The organism is Pedobacter frigiditerrae, from assembly GCF_032678705.1.
Lineage (GTDB): Bacteria > Bacteroidota > Bacteroidia > Sphingobacteriales > Sphingobacteriaceae > Pedobacter > Pedobacter frigiditerrae_A.
In genome coordinates this window covers 1,857,458-1,877,953 of the sequence record NZ_JAVTSS010000002.1, presented here as the reverse complement: position 1 = coordinate 1,877,953, position 20,496 = coordinate 1,857,458, and the positions used below count along the sequence as shown (strand labels likewise).

Sequence of the window (20,496 nt, the reverse complement as noted above, 5' to 3'; positions counted from 1 at the left end):
ATCCAATCATTTGTTCAATTTCTTATTAAAAATCAACCATTCCCTCATTCTACAATTCTATCATTATCTATAAAAGGATACTCCACCGCCACCAAATATAAGCCACAAGCCGGAACAGATTGCCCTGCCTTGCTTCTGTTTTTTCCTTCAATTATATTAGAAACTTCTTCTATGGCTATATCGCCTTTGCCAACCAAAATCATAGTTCCTACAATTGCTCGCACCATATTTCTTAAAAAGCGGTCGGCCTTTATGGTAAACACCAAACTGTTTTCTACCTGCTCAAAACCAGCTTCGGTTATTTTGCAATTGTTGGTAAAAGTTTGTGTGTTTGACTTACTGAAGCAAGAAAAATCAATATAGTTTAACAAAAGTTGAGCAGCCTTATTCATTTTGGATACATCTAAATCTCCTTTGTACAACCAAGACCTATCTAACTTGAAAGGGTCTTTATCAAAATGAATATGGTATTTATAAGCTCTAGCTGTGGCATCAAATCTTGCATGAGCTTCAAAGGCCACTTCAAAAATTCGTTTTACGGCGATGGTGTAAGGCAGTAAAGAATTAATTCCGGTGAGGGAATTCACTACTTTTTCTACTGGCAAATCTGCCACATTAAAGTGGGCAAAAAATTGAGTAGCGTGAACACCTGCATCGGTTCTACCACAACCAAGCGAAACTATTTCTTGCCTGAAATAAACGCTTAAAGCTTTATCTAGGCATTCTTGCACAGTAATCCCGTTAGGTTGTGTTTGCCAACCGTGAAATTCAGTACCGTTATAACTAAGTTCTATAAAATATCTATGCGAGTTCAATGCTGCAAAACTACTTAGAATGTTTGAATGTTGACCAATATTAAATCCCACATTGATGTAACATTTAAAATTTCAACCATCTAACATTACAAACTTTAAATCTTTTACTAAGTTTGTTTAAATATTTAATTTATGATACAGAGAATACAATCTATATGGCTTCTATTAGCCACCATAACCATTAGCTGTTTACTTTTTGTGCCTATGGTTACCACAACCGTGGGAAGTACTGAATACCAAATCTTAGCAACAGGTTTATACCAAAAAACTGGAGAAGTGACGACCAAGGTTGAAGCATTTTTGCCTTTATTAATTAGCACAATTGCAGTCGCAGCAATGTGTTTCATCAATATTTTTAATTTCAGAAAAAGAGCAATTCAAAAGAAAATCATTATTGCTAATGTGGTATTAATTATTGGTTTATCTTTTTGGTGCAGTCAATATGCGAAGAAAATTCCAGGTGGATTAGAAACTGCAAATGCTACCGTTGGTATGTTTTTGCCTGTAATCGCTATTCTGTTTTGTATGTTGGCCATTAGAGGAATTAATAATGATGAGAAGTTGTTGAAAAGTGCGGATAGGTTGAGGTAGAGAAGTATTAATATAAGAATTTGAAAACGCCTTTATGCATAATAAGGGCGTTTTTTATTATGGAGGGTTTGGTATATATTTGGATGAGCAGCAACTTAAAGAACAAAAGGAAAACCAAAAATGAAACGAACAAAAAAGATAATATTTTATATTTTAATCTGGTTTTCAATTATTGGGATTCCTGTTTTTGCTTTTGGAATAATCAATACAATGGTAAGTCAGAAATACGAAACGGATAATCTAAGCAAATGTATTTCAAAAGTAACAGGACAAGATTTGTGCTTTACAATTCAAATGTTAAAAGTATTTATCGTTGCTTGCATTGCGACAATAATTTTGTTGATGTTTTTTAGAAGACGATTTTTTTGTATACACTAAATCAAGCTATTGCAGATTTGCAATTTGGAATTCCTATCATAGGATTTGTAATCCGTGTTAGTAACTGCAACTATAAAGTAAGCTACTGTTCATCAACAAAATAAACGAGGCGCCTTCCCCAATGAGATTGAAATTTACCCCATAGATTCCTCCAAAGTCGCCTGCCTGCGGTAGGCAGGGAATGACAGATTAGAGGTGTTAGGTTGAAACTCTGTAAACCCTCAAAACCACACAACCCCTTCCCAGAACACCAAATGAGATTGCTTCGCCCCGTGAAAAACAGAGGCTCGCAATGACGTAGCTTGTTAGGAAGGTTGCAAAATCCTCCACCCCATTGCATAAACTCCTTTTTTCCATAACTTCGTTATAACCGACAGCAACAAACGATGAAGAAAAAACTAACGCTCCCAACTGCCACAACATTAATGATGTGTGTCATCATTATAGCAGCCATTAGCACTTGGCTTTTACCAGCAGGGCAATACAGCAAATTAACCAACAACGATAACAAGGCTTTTGTAGTTAACTCAAAAACAGGTTCGGTTTCCTTACCGTTTACACAGAAAACATTAGACAGCCTTTCCATTAACATCAAATTAGAGAAATTTACACAAGGCAGCATCTCAAAGCCAATATCCATTCCAAACACCTACCAACAAGATACCAAAAGACCACAAGGATTTGTAGCCATATTACAAGCACCCATAAAAGGCATTATAGACAGTATAGACATCGTATTGTTTATCATGGTCATTGGTGGCTTTATGCAAGTCTTTAACAAAACAGGGGCGATGTTAAAAGGCGTAACCTATCTCGCCAGCACCATGAAAGGCAAAGAACGTTTGCTCATTATCATCTTAACCTCCATATTTTCTTTCCTAGGCGGTTCTTATGGCATGGATGTAGAATCAATTGTATTTTACCCAGTACTCGTACCACTCTTTTTGGCAGCAGGTTACGATTTAATTGTTCCTCTAGCAATTGTTTTTGGCGGTGCAGCGGTTGGTTTTATTGCCAGTTTCTCTAATCCATTTTCTACCATCATTGCTAGTAATACATTAGGCATAAATTGGCTAGATGGCTTTTACGAAAGACTTTTATTCTTTGTAGTCTCAACTGCATTGTTCATTTGGTATTTACTGCGTTATGCCGACAATGTTAAAAAAAATCCAAAGGCTTCGCTGGTTTATCAAGTGGATGGAAACATAGATTCATCACTAGATTTACATGTTGCCAACAACAATGAAAACATCAAGCTAAGCTTAAAAACAAAAGCCTATTTACTCATATTCCTCTTCACTTTTGTGAGTATGATTTGCGGTATCATTTATTTTAATTGGTGGTGTATAGAAATGGCAGCCTTGTTTTTAGGTTCTTCCATTTTAATAGCCCTTATAGAAAGAACAGGTGAAAAAACTTTTGTCCACGAATTTACAAAAGGAATGGAATCGCTGCTTATTGTAGCAGTTATCGTAGGCTTAGCTCGTGGTGTGACCATTGTATTAAACGACGGAATGGTAAGTGATTCTATTTTGAACTATGCATCGCATGTAGTTCAGCACTTCAACCCCATCATATTTATCATACTGATCATGGTATTTTATTTTTTCTTTGCCATTCCAGTTAGTTCTTCGTCGGGCATGGCAGTGCTTACCATGCCAATTATTGGTGCATTAGCTATTTTATTAAACATTCCAGGCAGAGAAGTTGTAAATTCTTATCTATATGGTATAGGCATTATGTTTTTAATTACGCCAACGGGTTCAGTATTCCCCGCACTTACCATGGTTAATGTTAGCTACAATGCTTGGATGAAGTTTATCCTGCCCTTTGTATTTGGTTTACTCATTTTAGGTGCGATGTTTTTAACCATAGGCATTCATTTCAAATAGCTTAATTAGGATATGGAAATGAGCGGTTCCTTCCTTGTGGCAAATACAGTCCCGCCATTCGCTATAGCCCTCATGAAGAATTAGGGGCTGCCGCTTCTGTCGGGTTTAAAAACAAAGTTTGGTGCTGCTATGCAAACCCTAAAAAGAAATTAAAACTATCAAATTATGAATGCGATTTTAAAAGACAAAAGCTTTCAGCTTTCAATTATACTAACCATAATATTTATAGGAACAGGTATCGTTTTTCTATTTCTCGGACTTGTAGACTATAGTTGGATTTTATTTGGATTACTCCCAGTTGTATTAGGTATAGCCATCGGTACCATGAAAATCAGAAAATATGCGCTATGGGGCACAATTATCACAACAATCCTTTTACTCATCACAATTTATATACCCGGACTTTCAGGAGTTATTTGCATTGTAATGGCAATTGGCTTAGTTATTCCTTTTATATTTCTCGGTTATGTGATAACTCTATTGGTTAAACGCTATAAACTCATCAAAGGAACAAACAAACTTTCTGTTTTATTTTTGCCTCTAATCCCATTCTTAATAGCTGCGCCAACTGAACACTTTCTAAAAAAAGAGAAAGAAACCATCATTGAAGTTAAAACGGAAAAAATCTTCAACTATACTCCTAACCAAGTTTACGATGCAATAAAATCAGTTGATACTTTAGATGCTGAAAAACCTTTTCTACTAAAACTAGACCTACCCATACCAACAAAATGTGTATTAGAAAAAGAAGAAGTTGGCGCTTTGAGAACTTGTTATTTTAAAGGCGGTCGTTTAAGCAATGCTGACTTTGGTGGTGGCACAATAACTGAAAGGGTGACAGAAATAGAACGTGGAAAGGTATTGAAAATGGATGTTATTGATTATAATCTAATCGGCAGAAAGTGGTTAGGCTTTAAACAAGCAATCTATTATTTTGAACCTGTAGGCAATGGTAGCTGTAAATTGATCAGAATAACAACTTACACTTCTGTACTTACACCAAGATTTTATTGGGAGCCAATGGAGAAATTAGGCGTTAAGCAAGAACACGATTATGTTTTTAATAATTTAGAAAAAGACTTGAAAACTAAATATGGAAAATAACAACGCGGCTTAGCCTAACTATCTTTCACTCAATCAAATACTTATCGCAGATTTTTACAGATTGAAACGCAGAAAAGGCGCTGATAGGTTTTTTGAGCTATGCAAACCCCAAAAATAAAATGCTGTCTTTGCCATTTAGCCCCGGTTGAAGCGTTACCCTGCAGCAAGGAGGTACGACGAAGCGAAGCGTAAAAGCGTAAAACGGGATAAGCTTATTATTTTGCACAAACCTTGCGCTTCAATTTTAATAGATAATCTAGAAAATAATAAAATTAATGAAAACACGCATAATGTACATTAAACATAAGGAAGATTTAACTGGCAATGCAAAAATTGGAAGGGTTACATTCTCCAAAACTGGTAAATCTATCCACTATGACGTAAAAACATTCCAAACTTTAAATGGAAGTGGCTTTAAAGAGAACTATTTTGATATTGAAACTGGTGATTATTATTGGATTTCTGGTTGCAAAAAAGATGGTGGAGACAGGCTTTATGGAGAACGTTTACCAATTTACATTGATGAGGATGTAAGAGAAGAATATTGGATTGAAATTCGAAATCTTCCTAATCAAGTTGATAAAAAAGTAATAAACGGAAGGTGATTTCATGGTGCTTTTCGAGATTTGTAATCCCACTCTTAACTCTTGTCCAAACCACACCGCTACAAAGTCCGTTTTGCACCCCTATTAAAGTTTACTTAAACCATATCTTTAATCAAAAAAATTTCAATCTATGGAAAATAAAGATTTCACTACAGCCATATTAGTAGGCCAAACACCAGAAGAAGCATTTAATGCAGTTAACAATGTTCGTGGCTGGTGGTCAGAAGAAATTGAAGGCGTAACCGATAAATTAGATGCTGAGTTTAATTATCATTACGAGGATGTTCATCGTTGTAAAATGCACATCATAACAATGATTCCCAATGAAAAAGTGGTTTGGTTAGTGAAAGAGAACTATTTTAAGTTCACAGAAGACACCACCGAGTGGACGGGAACAAAAATAGTGTTTGATATCTCAACAATAGATGGAAAAACCCAAGTTCGCATGACACATCAAGGTTTGGTTGCCGAGTACGAATGTTTCGAGATTTGCAGAGATTCTTGGACAAATTATATTCAAAACAGCTTACGCAGCTTAATTGAAACCGGTAAGGGAAAACCAAATGGAAAAGGAAAACCTCAAACCGAAAATGAAAAGAAGCTGACATCTTAACTTATTGAGGCAACTGCTTTGCATAAAGACTTTGCTTATATTTGTTTTACCAATGCCAATCATTGCAAAAAACAATTAGTTATGAATACGATGATGCCAAAGATTCTTAAAAATTATTATGCCATAGAGTTAGCTCATTACAACAGTCATTTAAAAAAAGGCGATTTTCAGCATTCGTGGTATCATTTAGAAAGAGCACATGTAATTGGCCAAGCATATCCTTATCAGCATACCTATGCGCACTGGAAAATGTTAAAATTTGGATTTCGCATTAAAAGTATCAATGAAATTATGGGTCAAATTCCCAGATTGTTGGTTGGTGGCATTAAGTCTTTTGTTGGCAAAATACCGGTGGGCAACACTGGGGGTTCAAACATTGCACCACTAAAAAATTTACCTATTGAAAATGACATCTTAGAAATGTTTAAAGAGGCTGAATTAAAAGCCTACAAATAAAGTGTTTATCGAAATTCCATCCTTTACGCCTTTCATTAAAGCGACAGACATTTACAAGCTTCCGACTTTGCTAGTCGAGATTTGCAATCTCGAATCCACAATTAAACCCTAAATTTTGACAACAACTTCTCCATTCTTTATTAGCTTCTCAAAATCACTTGAAGATGTTATCATACCTACACAATTAACTTTAATGCAAAGCGATGAAAAACCTCATCCACTTTGTGTTTTAGCAGCTGAGGAATTGCAAAATTACCTGCAAAATCAGAATGAATGGCAACATAACTTTGGCTTGGCAGATGACAAAGGAACAGTCATAGGTAAAATGTTTGGTGTTTTAGTTGTTCAAAATGCAGCAAAAGAAATTGGTTATTTAGCAGCTTTTTCTGGGAAATTGGCAGGTTCAAATAGTCATACAAAATTCGTCCCTCCTATATTCGACTTATTAACCGAAAACAGTTTCCTCAATAAAGGAATGGAAGAGTTGACAGTGATGAACCAAGAAATTAAAAAGCTGAAAGATTTAGATGTGGTAGCAAATAAAGAACTGATTAATCAATTAAAAGCAAAACGCAAACAACATTCCATCGCCCTGCAAAATGAAATATTTAATCATTACCATTTCTTAAATGGAGCAGGGGAAGCAAAAAGCTTAATTGATATTTTTGCAACAGCGGGTTATAAAAATCCTCCAGCGGGTGCTGGCGAATGTGCAGGGCCCAAGCTTTTGCAATACGCTTTTCAACATCAGTTAAAACCATTGGCATTAACAGAATTTTGGTGGGGTTTATCGCCTAAATCAGCAACTTGGAAACATAAACAATTTTATCCTTGCTGTAAAGAGAAATGTGAGCCTATATTAGCGCATATGTTGAAAGGATAAATAAAACTAAATTATTCAATGAAAGAAAACAACATATCAATAAGAGAATTTCAGATAGAAGACATTCCATCTATAACTGATTTAACCTTAACACTAGGTTATGAAACAACTATTGAACAAATGACAACCAGAATGAAAACAATAGCTCAATTGGATAATTACTGGACATTTGTTGCCGTACTAGAAGAAACCATTGTGGGTTATATTGGGTTGAATAAAAATTATTTCTGGGAACAAGATGGGCATTTTATTAGAATACAAGCATTGGTAGTGAGCAAAGAACATAGAAGATTTGGTATTGGACAAAAATTAATTGAACAGGCAGAAAAACTAAGCAATCAAATTAATGCCAGCCTTATTGTATTAAATTGTGGAAACAAGGACGAACGAAAATCAGCACATCAATTTTATCCTAGAATGGGATTCGAGGCAAAATCAACAGGTTATGCTAAGAAAATCAAGTAAGCTTATTTGGCTGTAATACATCAAGCTGTTCGACATTTGCAATGTCGAACCTCCTATCAAAGGATTTGCAATCCTTCTTTCTCCATTTAGTTCCATGGTCTATTTTAATTTGCGGTCATACTTTTAAAACTGACTAAATAACCACAGGTTTTGCCAATTAGCCCCGTACCGATAGCTATCGGTAGAGCGGAAAGCCCACAAGCGAGTGAAACGAGTGCGGACTTGGAGTGAAAGCGGGACTACCTCAGATAGAAAGCACTAAAAATGCGCTCCAAATACCCTTTTATAGCAACAAGTAAAGCACATTATATTTAACTCACTTATTTCCAATTTATTAAGCTCAAAACTATTTACTTAGCTATCAATAAAATACCAAATATTAACCTTACCTTTGCGGCTTAATTAAAAAATGTTATAATGATAAACCCATTTAGTAAATTGGGGATAAGTGATGACGTTGTTAATGCCGTAAAAGAGCTAGGATTCGAAAATCCTACGCCTATTCAGGAGCAATCTATTCCTGTACTGTTAGAAGGTAGTAACGACTTTGTTGGTTTGGCCCAAACAGGAACAGGAAAAACAGCCGCATTTGGTTTGCCGCTGTTAGAATTAATAGACTTTAAGAGCAATAAGCCGCAAGCACTAATTTTGTGCCCTACGCGTGAGCTATGTCTACAGATTACAAACGACATCAAGAATTTCTCAAAAAACACGCAAAATGCACACGTGGTTGCCGTTTACGGTGGCGCTAACATTATGCAACAACTACGTGAAATACGCAATGGCGTACAGATAGTAGTGGCCACGCCCGGCCGTATGTTAGATATCATTGGCCGTAAAGCCATCGATTTCTCTAGCGTTAAATATGTAGTATTGGATGAAGCCGACGAAATGTTAAACATGGGCTTCCAAGAAGACATTAACGACATTTTATCGACTACACCAGACGATAAAAAAACATGGTTATTCTCTGCAACTATGCCTCCTGAGGTTCGTCGCATTGCTAAAAACTACATGGAAAATCCTGTAGAATTAACTATGGGCACAAAAAACACTGGTAACGTAAACATCGAACACGAATACTATATCGTTCGTGCTCGTGATAAATACGCTGCCTTAAAACGGATTGTAGATTTTAACCCAGAAATTTTTGCCGTAGTATTCTGTAAAACCAAAATGGATACACAGGATGTTGCCGAGCACTTAATTAAAGATGGTTACAATGCAGATTCATTACACGGAGATTTATCTCAACAACAACGTGATAAAGTAATGCAACGTTTCCGCGATCGTAACATGCAATTATTAATTGCTACAGATGTTGCAGCTCGTGGTATCGATGTAAACAACGTAACTCACGTAATCAATTATTCTTTACCAGATGAAATTGAAAGTTATACTCACCGTTCTGGCCGTACTGGTCGTGCTGGTAAAACTGGTATCTCTATCTGTATCATCAACTCTAAAGAAACTGGTAAAATCCGTCAGATTGAAAGAATTATTGGTAAACAATTTACAAAAGCAGAATTACCTACAGGTTTTGATGTTTGCGAAAAACAATTGTTCTCATTAATTCATAAAGTTCACAATGTGGAAGTAAATACTGAGCAAATTGACCAGTACATTCCAAGAATTATGGACGAATTTGCTGAATTAAGCAAAGAAGATATCATTAAAAAATTCGCTTCACTAGAGTTTAACCGTTTCTTAGATTACTATGCTAACGCCCCAGATTTAAATGCTAGCGCAGATGATCGTGGAGATAGAGGCGAAAGAGGTGAGCGTGGCGAACGCGGAGAACGTGGTGGCAGAAACTTCGATAACAGTAACTACACTCGTTTATTTATCAACGTAGGTTCGGTAGACGAATTTACTAGAGGAGATTTATTAGGTTTTGTTTGTAATAACGGTAAAATCAGTGGTAAATCTGTTGGTAAAATAGATTTAAAAGGTGTTTTCTCTTTCATTGAAGTAGAAAATGATACAGTTGATTCTCTATTCACTAACTTCAAAGACATTAAATTTAATGGTCGCGATGTAAGAATCGAGAAAAGCGGTGATGCTCCAGTTGGTGGCAGAGGCGATGGCGGCGAAAGACGTGGCGGTGGTGAAAGACGTGGTGGATTCGGTGGCGGTGAAAGAAGAAGCGGAGGCGGCGGTTTCGGCGGCGGCAGAAGCGGTGGTGGTGAAAGAAGAAGCAGCGGTGGCGGAAGCGGAAGACGTGAAGGTGGTAATAGTGGTGGCGGTTTTAGAGATTTCTCTGGTCGTAGCCGTGACGATAAAGGTGGCAACACTGGCGGTAGCGGAAGACGCGAAGGCGGTGCTGGTGGCGAAAGAAGACGTCGTTCTTAATTCTCACAAAACCTATATAACAATAAAGTCCCGACCAATGGTCGGGACTTTATTGTTTACGTCATATCGAACGGAGCGCAGCGAGGAGATATCTGTTTCTAACAACCACCAATAGACAGTCTTGCGCTAATAAAATTAGAGATTTCTCAATCGCGAAAAGCTCATTTCGAAATGACGGTTAATAAATTATTTTCCAGCAGGCTTAACTCTAATCTGGCTAGCTTTCAAGTAGATCTTTGCTCCTTTACTATTGATGTAATATTTATTGTTTTTACCATCAATATAAACATCAGAACCATCTGGTGCTATTTTACCTTTATATTTTGCATCTACAACTTTTGCCGTTCCTTTAACTGCAACCTCAGCTGTTTTGTTTCCTACACTTTTAGCGGCTTTACCTGTTTTTTGTATCGCTTTACCTGCAACTGTTTTTTTCTCCTGTGCTGCAGCAGTAAATGTTACCGATGCTATCATGGCCATTGACGCTAAGCCAATTAAATATTTTTTCGTTTTCATAATGCTAGATTTTTATGAATAACAAAGGGTAAGTAATTATTGTTTAAAATAAATGTCATCCTTAATTGTTCCGATTTTATATCGGAAGCGTAGTCGAAGGATAATTGTTTTTATTTGAAAAGCAGGCGCACTAAATCTTTTGAAAATTCAGTCCCGCTATACGTTACATTTTTTTGTGCTTCGACTACGCTCAGCATGACAAAAAAATTTCACTGCTATCGGGTTTAGAGAAATTAGGCCTGTGCTACTTTGTACGGTTTCCTTGCACTAGCTTTAGTTAAATAGCCCCGTCCCGATAGCTATCGGGAGACGTGTAAATACTTGTCATCCTGAGCCTGTCGAAGGACAAGTATTGGAACAAAAAGTGGGACTGGCCTTTAAAAACACAGACGAACCTTGCGCTTCAAAACCAAAACTAGGATTTCTTTTTTAACAGAAATTAACTTACCCTAATAAGTTGTAAAAATTAAATTATTGTACCTTGCTTACCGAAAAACATACCTTAACAAATGAAAAAATATATCTATCTACTAACGTTTTCCTTATTTTTCTTTTCATGTGGTTCTACCAAGAGAGTCTTAGAATCGGGAAATATTAAAGAAACATCATTTACAGAAAAAATTCCTTTCACATTTAACTATGGTGTACCAATAATCAATGTAAGCATTAATGGCAAAACCTATAATTTTTTATTCGACACAGGTGCAGCGACAGTTATTTCACCAGAATTAATGACGGTATTAAACTTAAAGGCAGCAACAAAAGACAAAACATTCGATTCCCAGGGAAATGCTAAAGAACAGGATTTTGTTGTAATTCCAAGTATGAAGATTGGAAATTTAAACTTTGAGAATATTGGAGCGGTAGTTATTGATGTAAAAAATATTTTTGAATTTAAGTGTATGAACTACGATGGGATAATTGGAGCCAACCAAATGGCTAAGGCAATTTGGCAAATTGATTATAAAAACAAAATGCTTACAGCAACCAACAGTTTATCTAACTTAAATATATCTACTAACACACAAGCGCTAGATTTTAAATCTAAAGGCTATCAAAAAACACCAATAGTTGCTGTTAAAATTGGCAACAAAACATCTTATGTAACTTTTGATACTGGCGCTACCACCGATTTTAATTTTGCTATTAATAATTACAAAACAGAATTAACCAATTTTAAAGAAGTACAAACTATTGGAAATACTGGTACCGGAATTTATGGAGGAAGCAAAAATTCAGCAACAAGTTATTTTAAAATACCATCATTTAATATAGGTAGCATCTTGTTGAAAAATCAAATCCCTGCTTTTACTGAAAGTGCTTCAAATTTAATTGGAAATACGTTCTTCAAGAATTATAAAATCATCATCGATTGGAATACAAACAAAATCTATATGGCAAATGAAGTTGAATTAACTGATGCCAAATTAGAGAATTTTGGCATTGGGTTTAGGTACATTAACAACAAGCCAATTATTGCGAAGATTTTTAAAAACTCTGAAGCAGAAAAAATTGGCATTAAATTAAACGACCAAGTTATAGCCATTGATGGAAAAGACTCCAATAACTTTACGGAAGAAGAGGCTTGTAATTATGCTTTTAACAATATATTAAAAGGAAAAACTGAAACTTTAATTACCATTTTAAGAGATGGTAAAAAATTAGATTTTAAGCTAAAAAGAGCAGCATTGATTGAATAAACACTAATTCAGTTGCTCGGTAAGCAATCTCATTTCTCTAGCGGGCGAAGCTCCTTCGTATAAAATATGGAAAACAGCTTCGCTAATTGGCATAGAAACCTTATACTTCTGATTAATATGATGCATACAACTAGCCGCATAATAACCTTCGGCAATCATATTCATTTCTAGTTGTGCAGACTTCACCGTGTAGCCCTTCCCTATCATGTTACCAAAAGTTCGGTTGCGACTAAACTGAGAATAGGCAGTTACCATTAAATCGCCTAAATAAGCCGATTCCATGATATCCCTATCAATTGGATGAACAGCATCTACAAAACTTTTAATCTCTCTTATTGCGTTAGAAATCAGCACAGCTTGAAAGTTATCTCCATAACCCACACCATGACAAATACCACTAGCAACGGCATATATATTTTTAAGAACCGCAGCATATTCGGTACCAAAAATATCGTCAGAAACGTTGGTTTTAATGTATCTCGTATTAAGTACATCAGCGAAATCACTTGCCAATTGTACATCCATACTGGCAATGGTTAGGTAAGAAAGTTTTTCGAGCGCTACCTCTTCTGCATGACATGGTCCACTAATTACCACAATATCATTCAATGGCACATCGAATTTCTGATTGATGAACTCACCAATGATTAGGTTCTCATCTGGTACTATTCCTTTAATGGCTGATATTATTTTTTTACCCTTTAAATCCGCTGGTGTAATATCCTTTAAAGTTTCTTTTAAAAATGCCGCAGGAACGTTTAAGATTAAGTAATCTGCAGCGGATATTATTGAGCTGATATCATTTGAGATATTTGCATCAGGCAATTTAATCTCTACCGAGCTTAAATAATTGGGATTGTGCTTAAAAGCTTTAATATGAGCAATTGCTTCTTCATTACGCATCCACCAAAAAATCTCCTTCTCGGTTGTATTGTCAGCCAACATTTTGATGATTGCCGTGGCCCAACTTCCGCCACCAATCATTGCAATTTTAGGTATCATATTAATTAGTTTAGGCTTAATCTAAAAGATTAAAACCGTTAAAAAATCAAAAGGTTTAATTAATGCTTTACGCAATAATTAAACCTTATCTGGCCTCAAAAATACTTAATTATTATGATTTGGTTTATTTCTTTTTCGCATCAGCGCTAAACAACTTATCCTTAGTTGTTTTCTCTACTTTAGCACCGTCTTTTAGCTTGTTTTGAACTGCAGAATACGGACCAGATACAATCTCTTGACCAGGTTTTAATCCAGTTTTAATGATGATATATTGGTCATCCTGAATTCCTGTCGTTACCTCTGCTTTTTTAACTGTACTTGTTTTGCTATCAAATAAGTAAACGTATTGTTTTACTTTTTTATCATTCAACTTACTTTTTTGTTTATCCTGGTTTTGATCGTTACCACTAGTCGCATTTTTCATCGGATCAGTAGAATCTTTATCACCAGTAAATACAGCTTGGATAGGCACTGCTAAACTATTTACAGATTCACTTTCAATATCTACAGTTGCAGATAAACCTGGTCTGAATGGAGAAGGTAAATCTTTTGCACCACCTTTAACAGTACTGTATGATTCTGCAATTAAACGAACCTTTACTGAGAAGTTAGTAACCTGATCAACAGAAGTACTTGTAGCACCCACACTGGTAGAAGAACTTGCAATTTCAGTAACCACACCTTTAAATTTCTTGTCTGCAAATGCATCTATTTCAATTGAAGCACTATCGCCAACATTTACGCGGTTAATATCATTTTCGTTAACTTCAACATTAACTTCCATTGTAGTTAAGTTAGAAATACGCATAATTTCTGTACCTGCCATTTGCGAAGTACCTAAGATACGGTCACCTAGCTCGATAGACAATTTTGAAACTACACCATCTACTGGAGAGAAAATTGTTGTTTTGGCTAAATTTGCACCAGCTTCTTTTACGTTTGCTCCAGTTTGTTCTAGACTGAATTTTGCACCCGTAACGTTTTCTTTTGCACTGGCTAAATTTGCTTTTGCAGTTAAATAAGCTGCTTTCGCGGCATCAAACTCTGCTGCTGAAATCACTTTTTTGTTATACAACTCTACATTACGTTTGTAAGTAGCTTCTGCATTAACAAAGTTAGCTTGTGTTTGAATTAATTGTTGTTGAGAAGCTGCAACACTTGCTTTTTGAGAGTTATAAGATGCAACTGCTCTTTCGTAACCCGATTGTAAAACATCTGGTCTAACTTTACAAAGCAATTGGCCTTTTTTAACCACATCTCCTTCTTTTACCAAAAGTTCGGTAACCTCACCAGAAACTTCTGAACTTAATTTCACTTCTGTTTCTGGTTGTATTTTACCACTAGCTGTAACAGTTTCTACTACTTTTTTATCGCCAGCTTTATCTACCGTTACTTTTTCTAGTTGTTCGCCACCAATAAGGCCAGCAAATTTTGCACCCAATATAAGTACAAGTAATACACCAGCGCCAATTAAAATGTGTTTAAGTTTCATAATTTATGAGTATTCGTTTGTTTATTTTGTAATCTTAAGCTCCGTCTCGAAGTTTCTCGTTTAACCTTTGGACTTTAAGCTTTAGTTCGTTTTAAAATGTAATCTGTTTACCTAAATAATAGTCAATCACCTTTGCTCTAAAAATCAAATCATATTTTGCTTGAATATAATCTATTTCTGCTTTATTTCTATTAGTTTGTGCCGTACTATAATCTAACGAGTTAACTAAACCAACTGCATAACGTTGTTCAATTACATAAAATGCATCTTTTTGAGCAGTAAAAGCATTTCCTGTAGATTCATATCTGCTTTCTGCTGCTTTTAAATCGGCTACGGCTTGATAAATTACTTTATTTAAGTTGTTTTTTGCTAGTTGTTCTTGTGTTTCAGTTTGCATCAAGTTAATTCTTGCTCTTCTCACACTTGATCTAGCAGTGAAACCATTAAATATTGGAATTGATAAGCTTAAACCAATATTTTGACCAAAACGATCATTTAATTGATCTGCAAATGATCGCGTTGGAAAACTTGGATCAGAATATGAAGTTTGCAATCCACCACCAAAGGACAATCTTGGATAATAATTCCCTTTTGAAATATCAATTCCCTTTTTTGCTGCTGCAGTATTTAATCCTGCAAGTTTCAAATCAGGAAATTGTGCAGCTGATGTTTTATAAATCTCTTCTGCATTAACTTTACTTGATGCATCTTTAAAACTATCAATAACTGGTGCTTGAACTTCATAAGCAGTTGATGATGGAATATCCATCAATTGAGCCAATGTGATATAAGATATTGATAAGGCATTTGTAGCATTAGTAACATTTAATTCTGCAGTTGCAACTTGCGATTTTGATTGAGATAAATCTGCCAATGTTTTGTTACCTACGTCTAATAATTGTTGTTGCTGATTAAGTTGTTGCCTAGCTACCGTCAATTGATCTTGGGCAGCTTTTAAAAAATCCTTATTATACAAAACCTGTAAATAAGAAGTAACAACTTGTAAAATCAAATCATTTTTAACTTTCTCTGTATTACTTTTCCCTGCGTCTAATAAAATTTTGTTCTGCTTAATTTGATTAATTTTCTGAAAACCCTGAAAAACATCTACTCCTGCATTTAAGCTACTACTAAACGAAGTAAATTTCTGATTAATAACTTGAAAAGTATTCTGATCTCTACTTTGTCCAAAACTTAAACCAGAATTCACACTACCATTTAAAGTAGGGTACAAAGCAAGTTTAGATTGATTTAAGGTCTCCTCTGCCAAACTTTCACTTAATTTCGACTGTTTAATCTGTAAATTATTGGTTAAAGTTTTATCAACAGCCTGTTGCAAAGTAATTACTTCTTGTGCAAATACTTTTTGCCCCATTGAAGTAACAATTGTTAGTGATAAAATAAAAGAAAGCTTCGTTAAAAAGCTAGAATTGGCAACTTGTTTCATAAAAATTTGTTTCGCAATAATAAATAAACAATTAATTGGTTTTTTAAATTTCTTAAGTGCAACCTAAATATTACTTTTGGTTATGTACTTGGTTAAATCTCCACTTTTACTCAAATGGTTTTATTCTGATTTAATTTGGAATAAGAGCCGCTCGGAAAAAATTGTTTATTTAACCTTTGACGATGGACCTATACCCAATGTTACAGACTTTGTATTAAATACTTTAAAAACTTATAATGCTAAAGCTACATTTTTTTGCATTGGCGATAACATTTTAAAACACCCAACAGTATTTGAAAGCCTTAAAAACGATGGTCACGCTATTGGCAACCACACTTTTAATCACCTAAAAGGATGGAATACCGACGATGAGACCTACATTAACAACACTTTAAAATGCCAAGAGCTTACTCAAACTAACCTTTTTAGACCACCATTTGGAAGAATCAAGAAAAGCCAGATAAAGAGTCTAAAGTCTAAAGTCCAAAGTCTAAAGTCGAAATCACAAGACTCAAGACTAACGACTAAAGACTCCATACTAGACATCATCATGTGGGACGTGCTAAGCGGCGACTTCGATCTTAATCTTACTCCCGAAAAATGTTATCAGAACGTTATCAAAAATACTCAAAATGGCTCCATCATTGTTTTTCACGACAGTTTAAAAGCTTTTGACCGTTTAGCCTATGCTCTACCTAAAGTTTTAAAGTACTTAACTGAAAAAGGATACCGATTTGGCACACTTTAACACTGCGTTAAAAGCTATTTTAATGCCAACAGAAGATCACAACTTAAAAGACTATCTATCAACATTTTAAAAATATAAAGAGTTAAGCTAGTGTTCATTAGCGTACTAAAGTGTACGATAATGGACAAGTTGGTTTTGTGCTTTGCAGGGTGAGCATGTTACAACTTTACATAGTATCACAGGTTTTTGTTAGCTAAACGGGATAGAAATGAAATCCTTTTTTACTATCCCTTTAGGGTATATAAGGGTAAAAAGATTGAAATGGAGCCCGTCTAACTTTGATTTAGTGCTGAAATTGCTTTTCAAAACAATTAAAAATCCAAAAGAAATCACCCATATTTTCTGGTTTTCGTCACCATTAGAAAAACAAGCATAATAAAAAACAAAATATTGATTTACAATAAAATATAAACGAAATTTATTCGATTCGCTTATTATTTAGAATAATTATAAATTACTGAATCGCACATCTAGATTGTTTTTTAAAAGTTGTTTTTTGCTATTTTTGTTTTGATCAAAAAATCAAGTTTTTTAATCAAAAAAACAGATTAACACACAAACAGTATTATTTTTTGCTAAAGGTTGGTGTATGGTTCGCTACAGGAACTATAGCAAAAAAACAAACCATCTAAAATGAGTATTTATAACGATTATATCCAAGAGATTGAAGAAAGGAAAATCCAAGGTCTTCACCCTAAACCTATTGACGGAGCAGAATTATTAAGCGAAATCATTAATCAAATTAAAAGTATAAATAATATTAACAGAGAAGATGCTGTTAATTTTTTCATATATAATACTTTGCCAGGCACCACTGGTGCAGCTGTTGTAAAAGCACAATTCTTAAAAGAAATTATTTTAGGTGAGACAGTTGTGGCAGAAATTACACCTGATTTTGCTTTCGAATTGTTGTCGCACATGAAGGGCGGTCCTTCTATTAAAGTTTTATTAGACATTGCTTTGGCTGACAATGGCGACAAAGCAAAAAAGGCAGCAAATGTACTTAAAACACAAGTTTTCTTGTATGATGCTGACACAGACCGCTTAAAGGAGGCTTATAACAATGGCAATGATATTGCTAAAGAAATATTAGAAAGCTATGCTAATGCTGAGTTCTTTACCAAGCTTCCTGAAGTTGCAGAAGAAATCAAAGTGGTAACTTTTATCGCGGGTATTGGTGATATTTCTACCGATTTATTATCTCCTGGAAACCAAGCACACTCTCGTTCAGATCGTGAATTGCATGGCAAATGCATGATTACACCGGAGGCTCAAGAGGAAATCAAAGCTTTGCAAGCACAACATCCTGATAAAAGTGTAATGTTGGTAGCTGAAAAAGGGACTATGGGTGTAGGCTCTTCACGTATGTCGGGCGTAAACAATGTAGCACTTTGGACTGGCAAAAAATCTAGCCCTTTTATCCCATTTGTAAACATCGCTCCTATTGTAGGTGGTACAAATGGCATTTCTCCAATTTTCTTAACAACAGTTGATGTAACAGGCGGTATTGGTATCGACCTTAAAAACTGGGTAAAGAAAACAGACGAAAACGGCAACGCAATTCGTAACGAAAACGATGAACCAATTTTAGAGCAGGTTTATTCAATAGAAACAGGCACCGTACTTACCATTAATACAAAAACTAAAAAACTATACAATGGCGACCAAGAGTTAATCGATATTTCGAAAGCCTTAACGCCACAAAAAATGGAATTTATCAAAGCAAGGGGTTCGTATGCTATTGTATTTGGTAAAAAAATCCAAACTTTTGCAGCCAGAATTTTAAATATTGAAGCTCCAATAGTATTTGCTCCAGCCAAAGAAGTATCAATCGAAGGTCAAGGTTTAACAGCTGCAGAAAAAATATTCAATAGAAATGCAGTAGGTTTAACGCCAGGCAAAGTTTTACATGCTGGCTCTGATGTTCGTGTAGAGGTAAACATTGTAGGTTCTCAAGATACAACAGGTTTAATGACCGCTCAAGAACTAGAGGCAATGGCTGCTACAGTTATTTCTCCCATTGTCGACGGCGCTTATCAATCAGGTTGCCACACAGCATCTGTTTGGGATAAAAAAGCACAAGCAAACATTCCAAAACTAATGAAGTTCATGAATGACTTTGGTGTGATTACCGCTCGTGACCCTAAAGGCGAATATCATTCTATGACAGACGTTATTCACAAAGTATTGAATGATATCACTATCGACGAATGGGCAATTATTATTGGAGGCGACTCACATACACGTATGTCTAAAGGAGTAGCTTTCGGTGCAGATTCTGGTACTGTTGCATTAGCATTGGCAACAGGTGAGGCTTCTATGCCAATTCCCGAGTCGGTAAAAGTTACGTTCACAGGTCAAATGAAACAACACATGGATTTCCGTGATGTAGTGCATGCAACTCAATTGCAAATGCTACAACAATTTGATGGTGAGAATGTGTTCCAAGGCAGAATTATCGAGGTTCACATCGGTACTTTATTAGCTGATCAGGCTTTTACTTTTACAGATTGGACTGCAGAGATGAAAGCAAAAGCCTCTATCTGTATTTCACAAGATGATACATTAATTGCATCTCTAGAGATTGCTAAAAGCCGTATTCAAATCATGATAGACAAAGGTATGGACAACCATAACCAAGTACTTCAGGGATTGATTAATAAAGCGAATAAACGTATTGAGGAGATTAAAACAGGCATCAAACCTGCTTTAATGCCAGACACCAATGCCAAATATTATGCAGAGGTAGTTATTGACTTGGATTTGATTGAAGAACCAATGATTGCCGATCCAGACGTAAACAATGCTGATGTTTCTAAACGTTATACACATGACACCATTAGAGACTTAACTTACTATGGCGGCGATAAAAAAGTAGACCTTGGTTTCGTTGGCTCTTGTATGGTACATAAAGATGATTTAAAAATCGTTTCTCAAATGTTAAGAAACGTAGAGCATAAAACTGGCACAGTGTCATTCAAAGCACCATTGGTTGTTGCAGCTCCTACTTACAATATTATTGATGAGTTGAAAGCAGAAGGCGACTGGGAATACCTACAAAAATACTCTGGATTTGAATTCAGTGATGCTTTACCAAAAAGTGCAGCACGTACTGAATATGAAAATATCATGTATCTTGAACGTCCTGGTTGTAACCTTTGCATGGGTAACCAAGAAAAAGCTGCTAAAGGTGATACTGTAATGGCTACCTCTACACGTTTATTCCAAGGTCGTGTGGTTGAAGATAAAGATGGCAAAAAAGGGGAATCTCTATTAGCATCTACACCAGTGGTGGTTCTCTCTGCTATCTTAGGTCGTATTCCAAGCATCGAAGAATATAAAGTTGCAGTAGAAGGCATTAACTTAACGAAGTTTACACCTATTTCTACTAAACAATAGAAACAATTAAGCATAAAATTTGTTAAAAATACGAGGCT

18 protein-coding genes are annotated in these 20,496 nt (G+C 35.4%); 13 read left to right on the top strand and 5 right to left on the bottom strand.

All coding sequences use genetic code 11. The features are described 5' to 3' along the window. Positions 1–44 precede the first annotated feature (44 nt). Positions 45–866 (bottom strand): tRNA pseudouridine(38-40) synthase TruA, encoded by an 822-nt coding sequence (truA, locus tag R2Q59_RS18870; RefSeq protein WP_316786907.1) that lies wholly within the window; start codon positions 864–866, stop codon positions 45–47. 81 nt (positions 867–947) lie between these two features. On the opposite strand from truA, the gene R2Q59_RS18865 reads away from it, so the two are divergent. The 9 genes from R2Q59_RS18865 (at position 948) to R2Q59_RS18825 (ending at position 10,154) form a co-directional block, all read left to right on the top strand. After that, positions 948–1,406: a DUF4293 domain-containing protein gene (locus R2Q59_RS18865; protein ID WP_316771707.1), complete on the top strand. Its 459-nt coding sequence runs from the start codon at positions 948–950 to the stop codon at positions 1,404–1,406. Positions 1,407–2,170: 764 nt separating this feature from the next. Beyond that, entirely contained in the window at positions 2,171–3,676 is a 1,506-nt protein-coding gene (locus tag R2Q59_RS18860; protein ID WP_316786905.1) for a hypothetical protein, read from the top strand. Between the two features lie 165 nt (positions 3,677–3,841). Continuing rightward, the gene (locus R2Q59_RS18855) at positions 3,842–4,780 is read left to right on the top strand and encodes a hypothetical protein (protein WP_316786903.1); all 939 of its coding nucleotides are present in this window, start codon (positions 3,842–3,844) and stop codon (positions 4,778–4,780) included. Positions 4,781–5,055: 275 nt separating this feature from the next. Next, positions 5,056–5,385 (top strand): hypothetical protein, encoded by a 330-nt coding sequence (locus R2Q59_RS18850; protein WP_316786901.1) that lies wholly within the window; start codon positions 5,056–5,058, stop codon positions 5,383–5,385. 130 nt (positions 5,386–5,515) lie between these two features. Beyond that, on the top strand, positions 5,516–5,998 hold the full coding sequence (locus R2Q59_RS18845; protein WP_316786899.1) for an SRPBCC domain-containing protein: 483 nt from the start codon (positions 5,516–5,518) through the stop codon (positions 5,996–5,998). 90 nt (positions 5,999–6,088) lie between these two features. Continuing rightward, the gene (locus R2Q59_RS18840) at positions 6,089–6,454 is read left to right on the top strand and encodes a DUF3703 domain-containing protein (RefSeq protein ID WP_316786897.1); all 366 of its coding nucleotides are present in this window, start codon (positions 6,089–6,091) and stop codon (positions 6,452–6,454) included. A 115-nt stretch (positions 6,455–6,569) separates the two neighbouring features. Continuing rightward, on the top strand, positions 6,570–7,337 hold the full coding sequence (locus R2Q59_RS18835) for a hypothetical protein (RefSeq protein ID WP_316786895.1): 768 nt from the start codon (positions 6,570–6,572) through the stop codon (positions 7,335–7,337). Positions 7,338–7,355: 18 nt separating this feature from the next. Beyond that, positions 7,356–7,802 carry a GNAT family N-acetyltransferase gene (locus tag R2Q59_RS18830; RefSeq protein WP_316786894.1) on the top strand — a complete coding sequence of 149 codons (447 nt, stop codon included), beginning with the start codon at positions 7,356–7,358 and terminating at the stop codon, positions 7,800–7,802. A 417-nt stretch (positions 7,803–8,219) separates the two neighbouring features. After that, positions 8,220–10,154, top strand: a complete 1,935-nt coding sequence (locus R2Q59_RS18825) for a DEAD/DEAH box helicase (RefSeq protein ID WP_316786892.1) — start codon at positions 8,220–8,222, stop codon at positions 10,152–10,154. 186 nt (positions 10,155–10,340) lie between these two features. Here the strand turns inward: R2Q59_RS18825 and R2Q59_RS18820 are convergent, their stop codons facing one another. Then, on the bottom strand, positions 10,341–10,670 hold the full coding sequence (locus tag R2Q59_RS18820) for a hypothetical protein (RefSeq protein ID WP_316771683.1): 330 nt from the start codon (positions 10,668–10,670) through the stop codon (positions 10,341–10,343). 509 nt (positions 10,671–11,179) lie between these two features. On the opposite strand from R2Q59_RS18820, the gene R2Q59_RS18815 reads away from it, so the two are divergent. Next, positions 11,180–12,370: an aspartyl protease family protein gene (locus tag R2Q59_RS18815; RefSeq protein ID WP_316786891.1), complete on the top strand. Its 1,191-nt coding sequence runs from the start codon at positions 11,180–11,182 to the stop codon at positions 12,368–12,370. 3 nt (positions 12,371–12,373) lie between these two features. Here the strand turns inward: R2Q59_RS18815 and R2Q59_RS18810 are convergent, their stop codons facing one another. The 3 genes from R2Q59_RS18810 to R2Q59_RS18800 form a co-directional block, all read right to left on the bottom strand. Then, the gene (locus R2Q59_RS18810; RefSeq protein ID WP_316786889.1) at positions 12,374–13,372 is read right to left on the bottom strand and encodes an NAD(P)H-dependent glycerol-3-phosphate dehydrogenase; all 999 of its coding nucleotides are present in this window, start codon (positions 13,370–13,372) and stop codon (positions 12,374–12,376) included. Positions 13,373–13,496: 124 nt separating this feature from the next. Continuing rightward, positions 13,497–14,864 carry an efflux RND transporter periplasmic adaptor subunit gene (locus R2Q59_RS18805; RefSeq protein WP_316771679.1) on the bottom strand — a complete coding sequence of 456 codons (1,368 nt, stop codon included), beginning with the start codon at positions 14,862–14,864 and terminating at the stop codon, positions 13,497–13,499. Positions 14,865–14,955: 91 nt separating this feature from the next. Then, complete coding sequence (locus tag R2Q59_RS18800) at positions 14,956–16,311, bottom strand: TolC family protein (protein WP_316771677.1); 1,356 nt, start codon at positions 16,309–16,311, stop codon at positions 14,956–14,958. 82 nt (positions 16,312–16,393) lie between these two features. On the opposite strand from R2Q59_RS18800, the gene R2Q59_RS18795 reads away from it, so the two are divergent. The 3 genes from R2Q59_RS18795 to R2Q59_RS18785 all read left to right on the top strand — a co-directional run bounded on the left by R2Q59_RS18795 (position 16,394) and on the right by R2Q59_RS18785 (position 20,458). After that, positions 16,394–17,059, top strand: a complete 666-nt coding sequence (locus R2Q59_RS18795) for a polysaccharide deacetylase family protein (RefSeq protein WP_316786887.1) — start codon at positions 16,394–16,396, stop codon at positions 17,057–17,059. 208 nt (positions 17,060–17,267) lie between these two features. Continuing rightward, positions 17,268–17,435 (top strand): hypothetical protein, encoded by a 168-nt coding sequence (locus tag R2Q59_RS18790; RefSeq protein WP_316786885.1) that lies wholly within the window; start codon positions 17,268–17,270, stop codon positions 17,433–17,435. 257 nt (positions 17,436–17,692) lie between these two features. Beyond that, positions 17,693–20,458 carry a bifunctional aconitate hydratase 2/2-methylisocitrate dehydratase gene (locus R2Q59_RS18785; protein ID WP_316771672.1) on the top strand — a complete coding sequence of 922 codons (2,766 nt, stop codon included), beginning with the start codon at positions 17,693–17,695 and terminating at the stop codon, positions 20,456–20,458. The last annotated feature ends 38 nt before the right edge of the window (positions 20,459–20,496 follow it).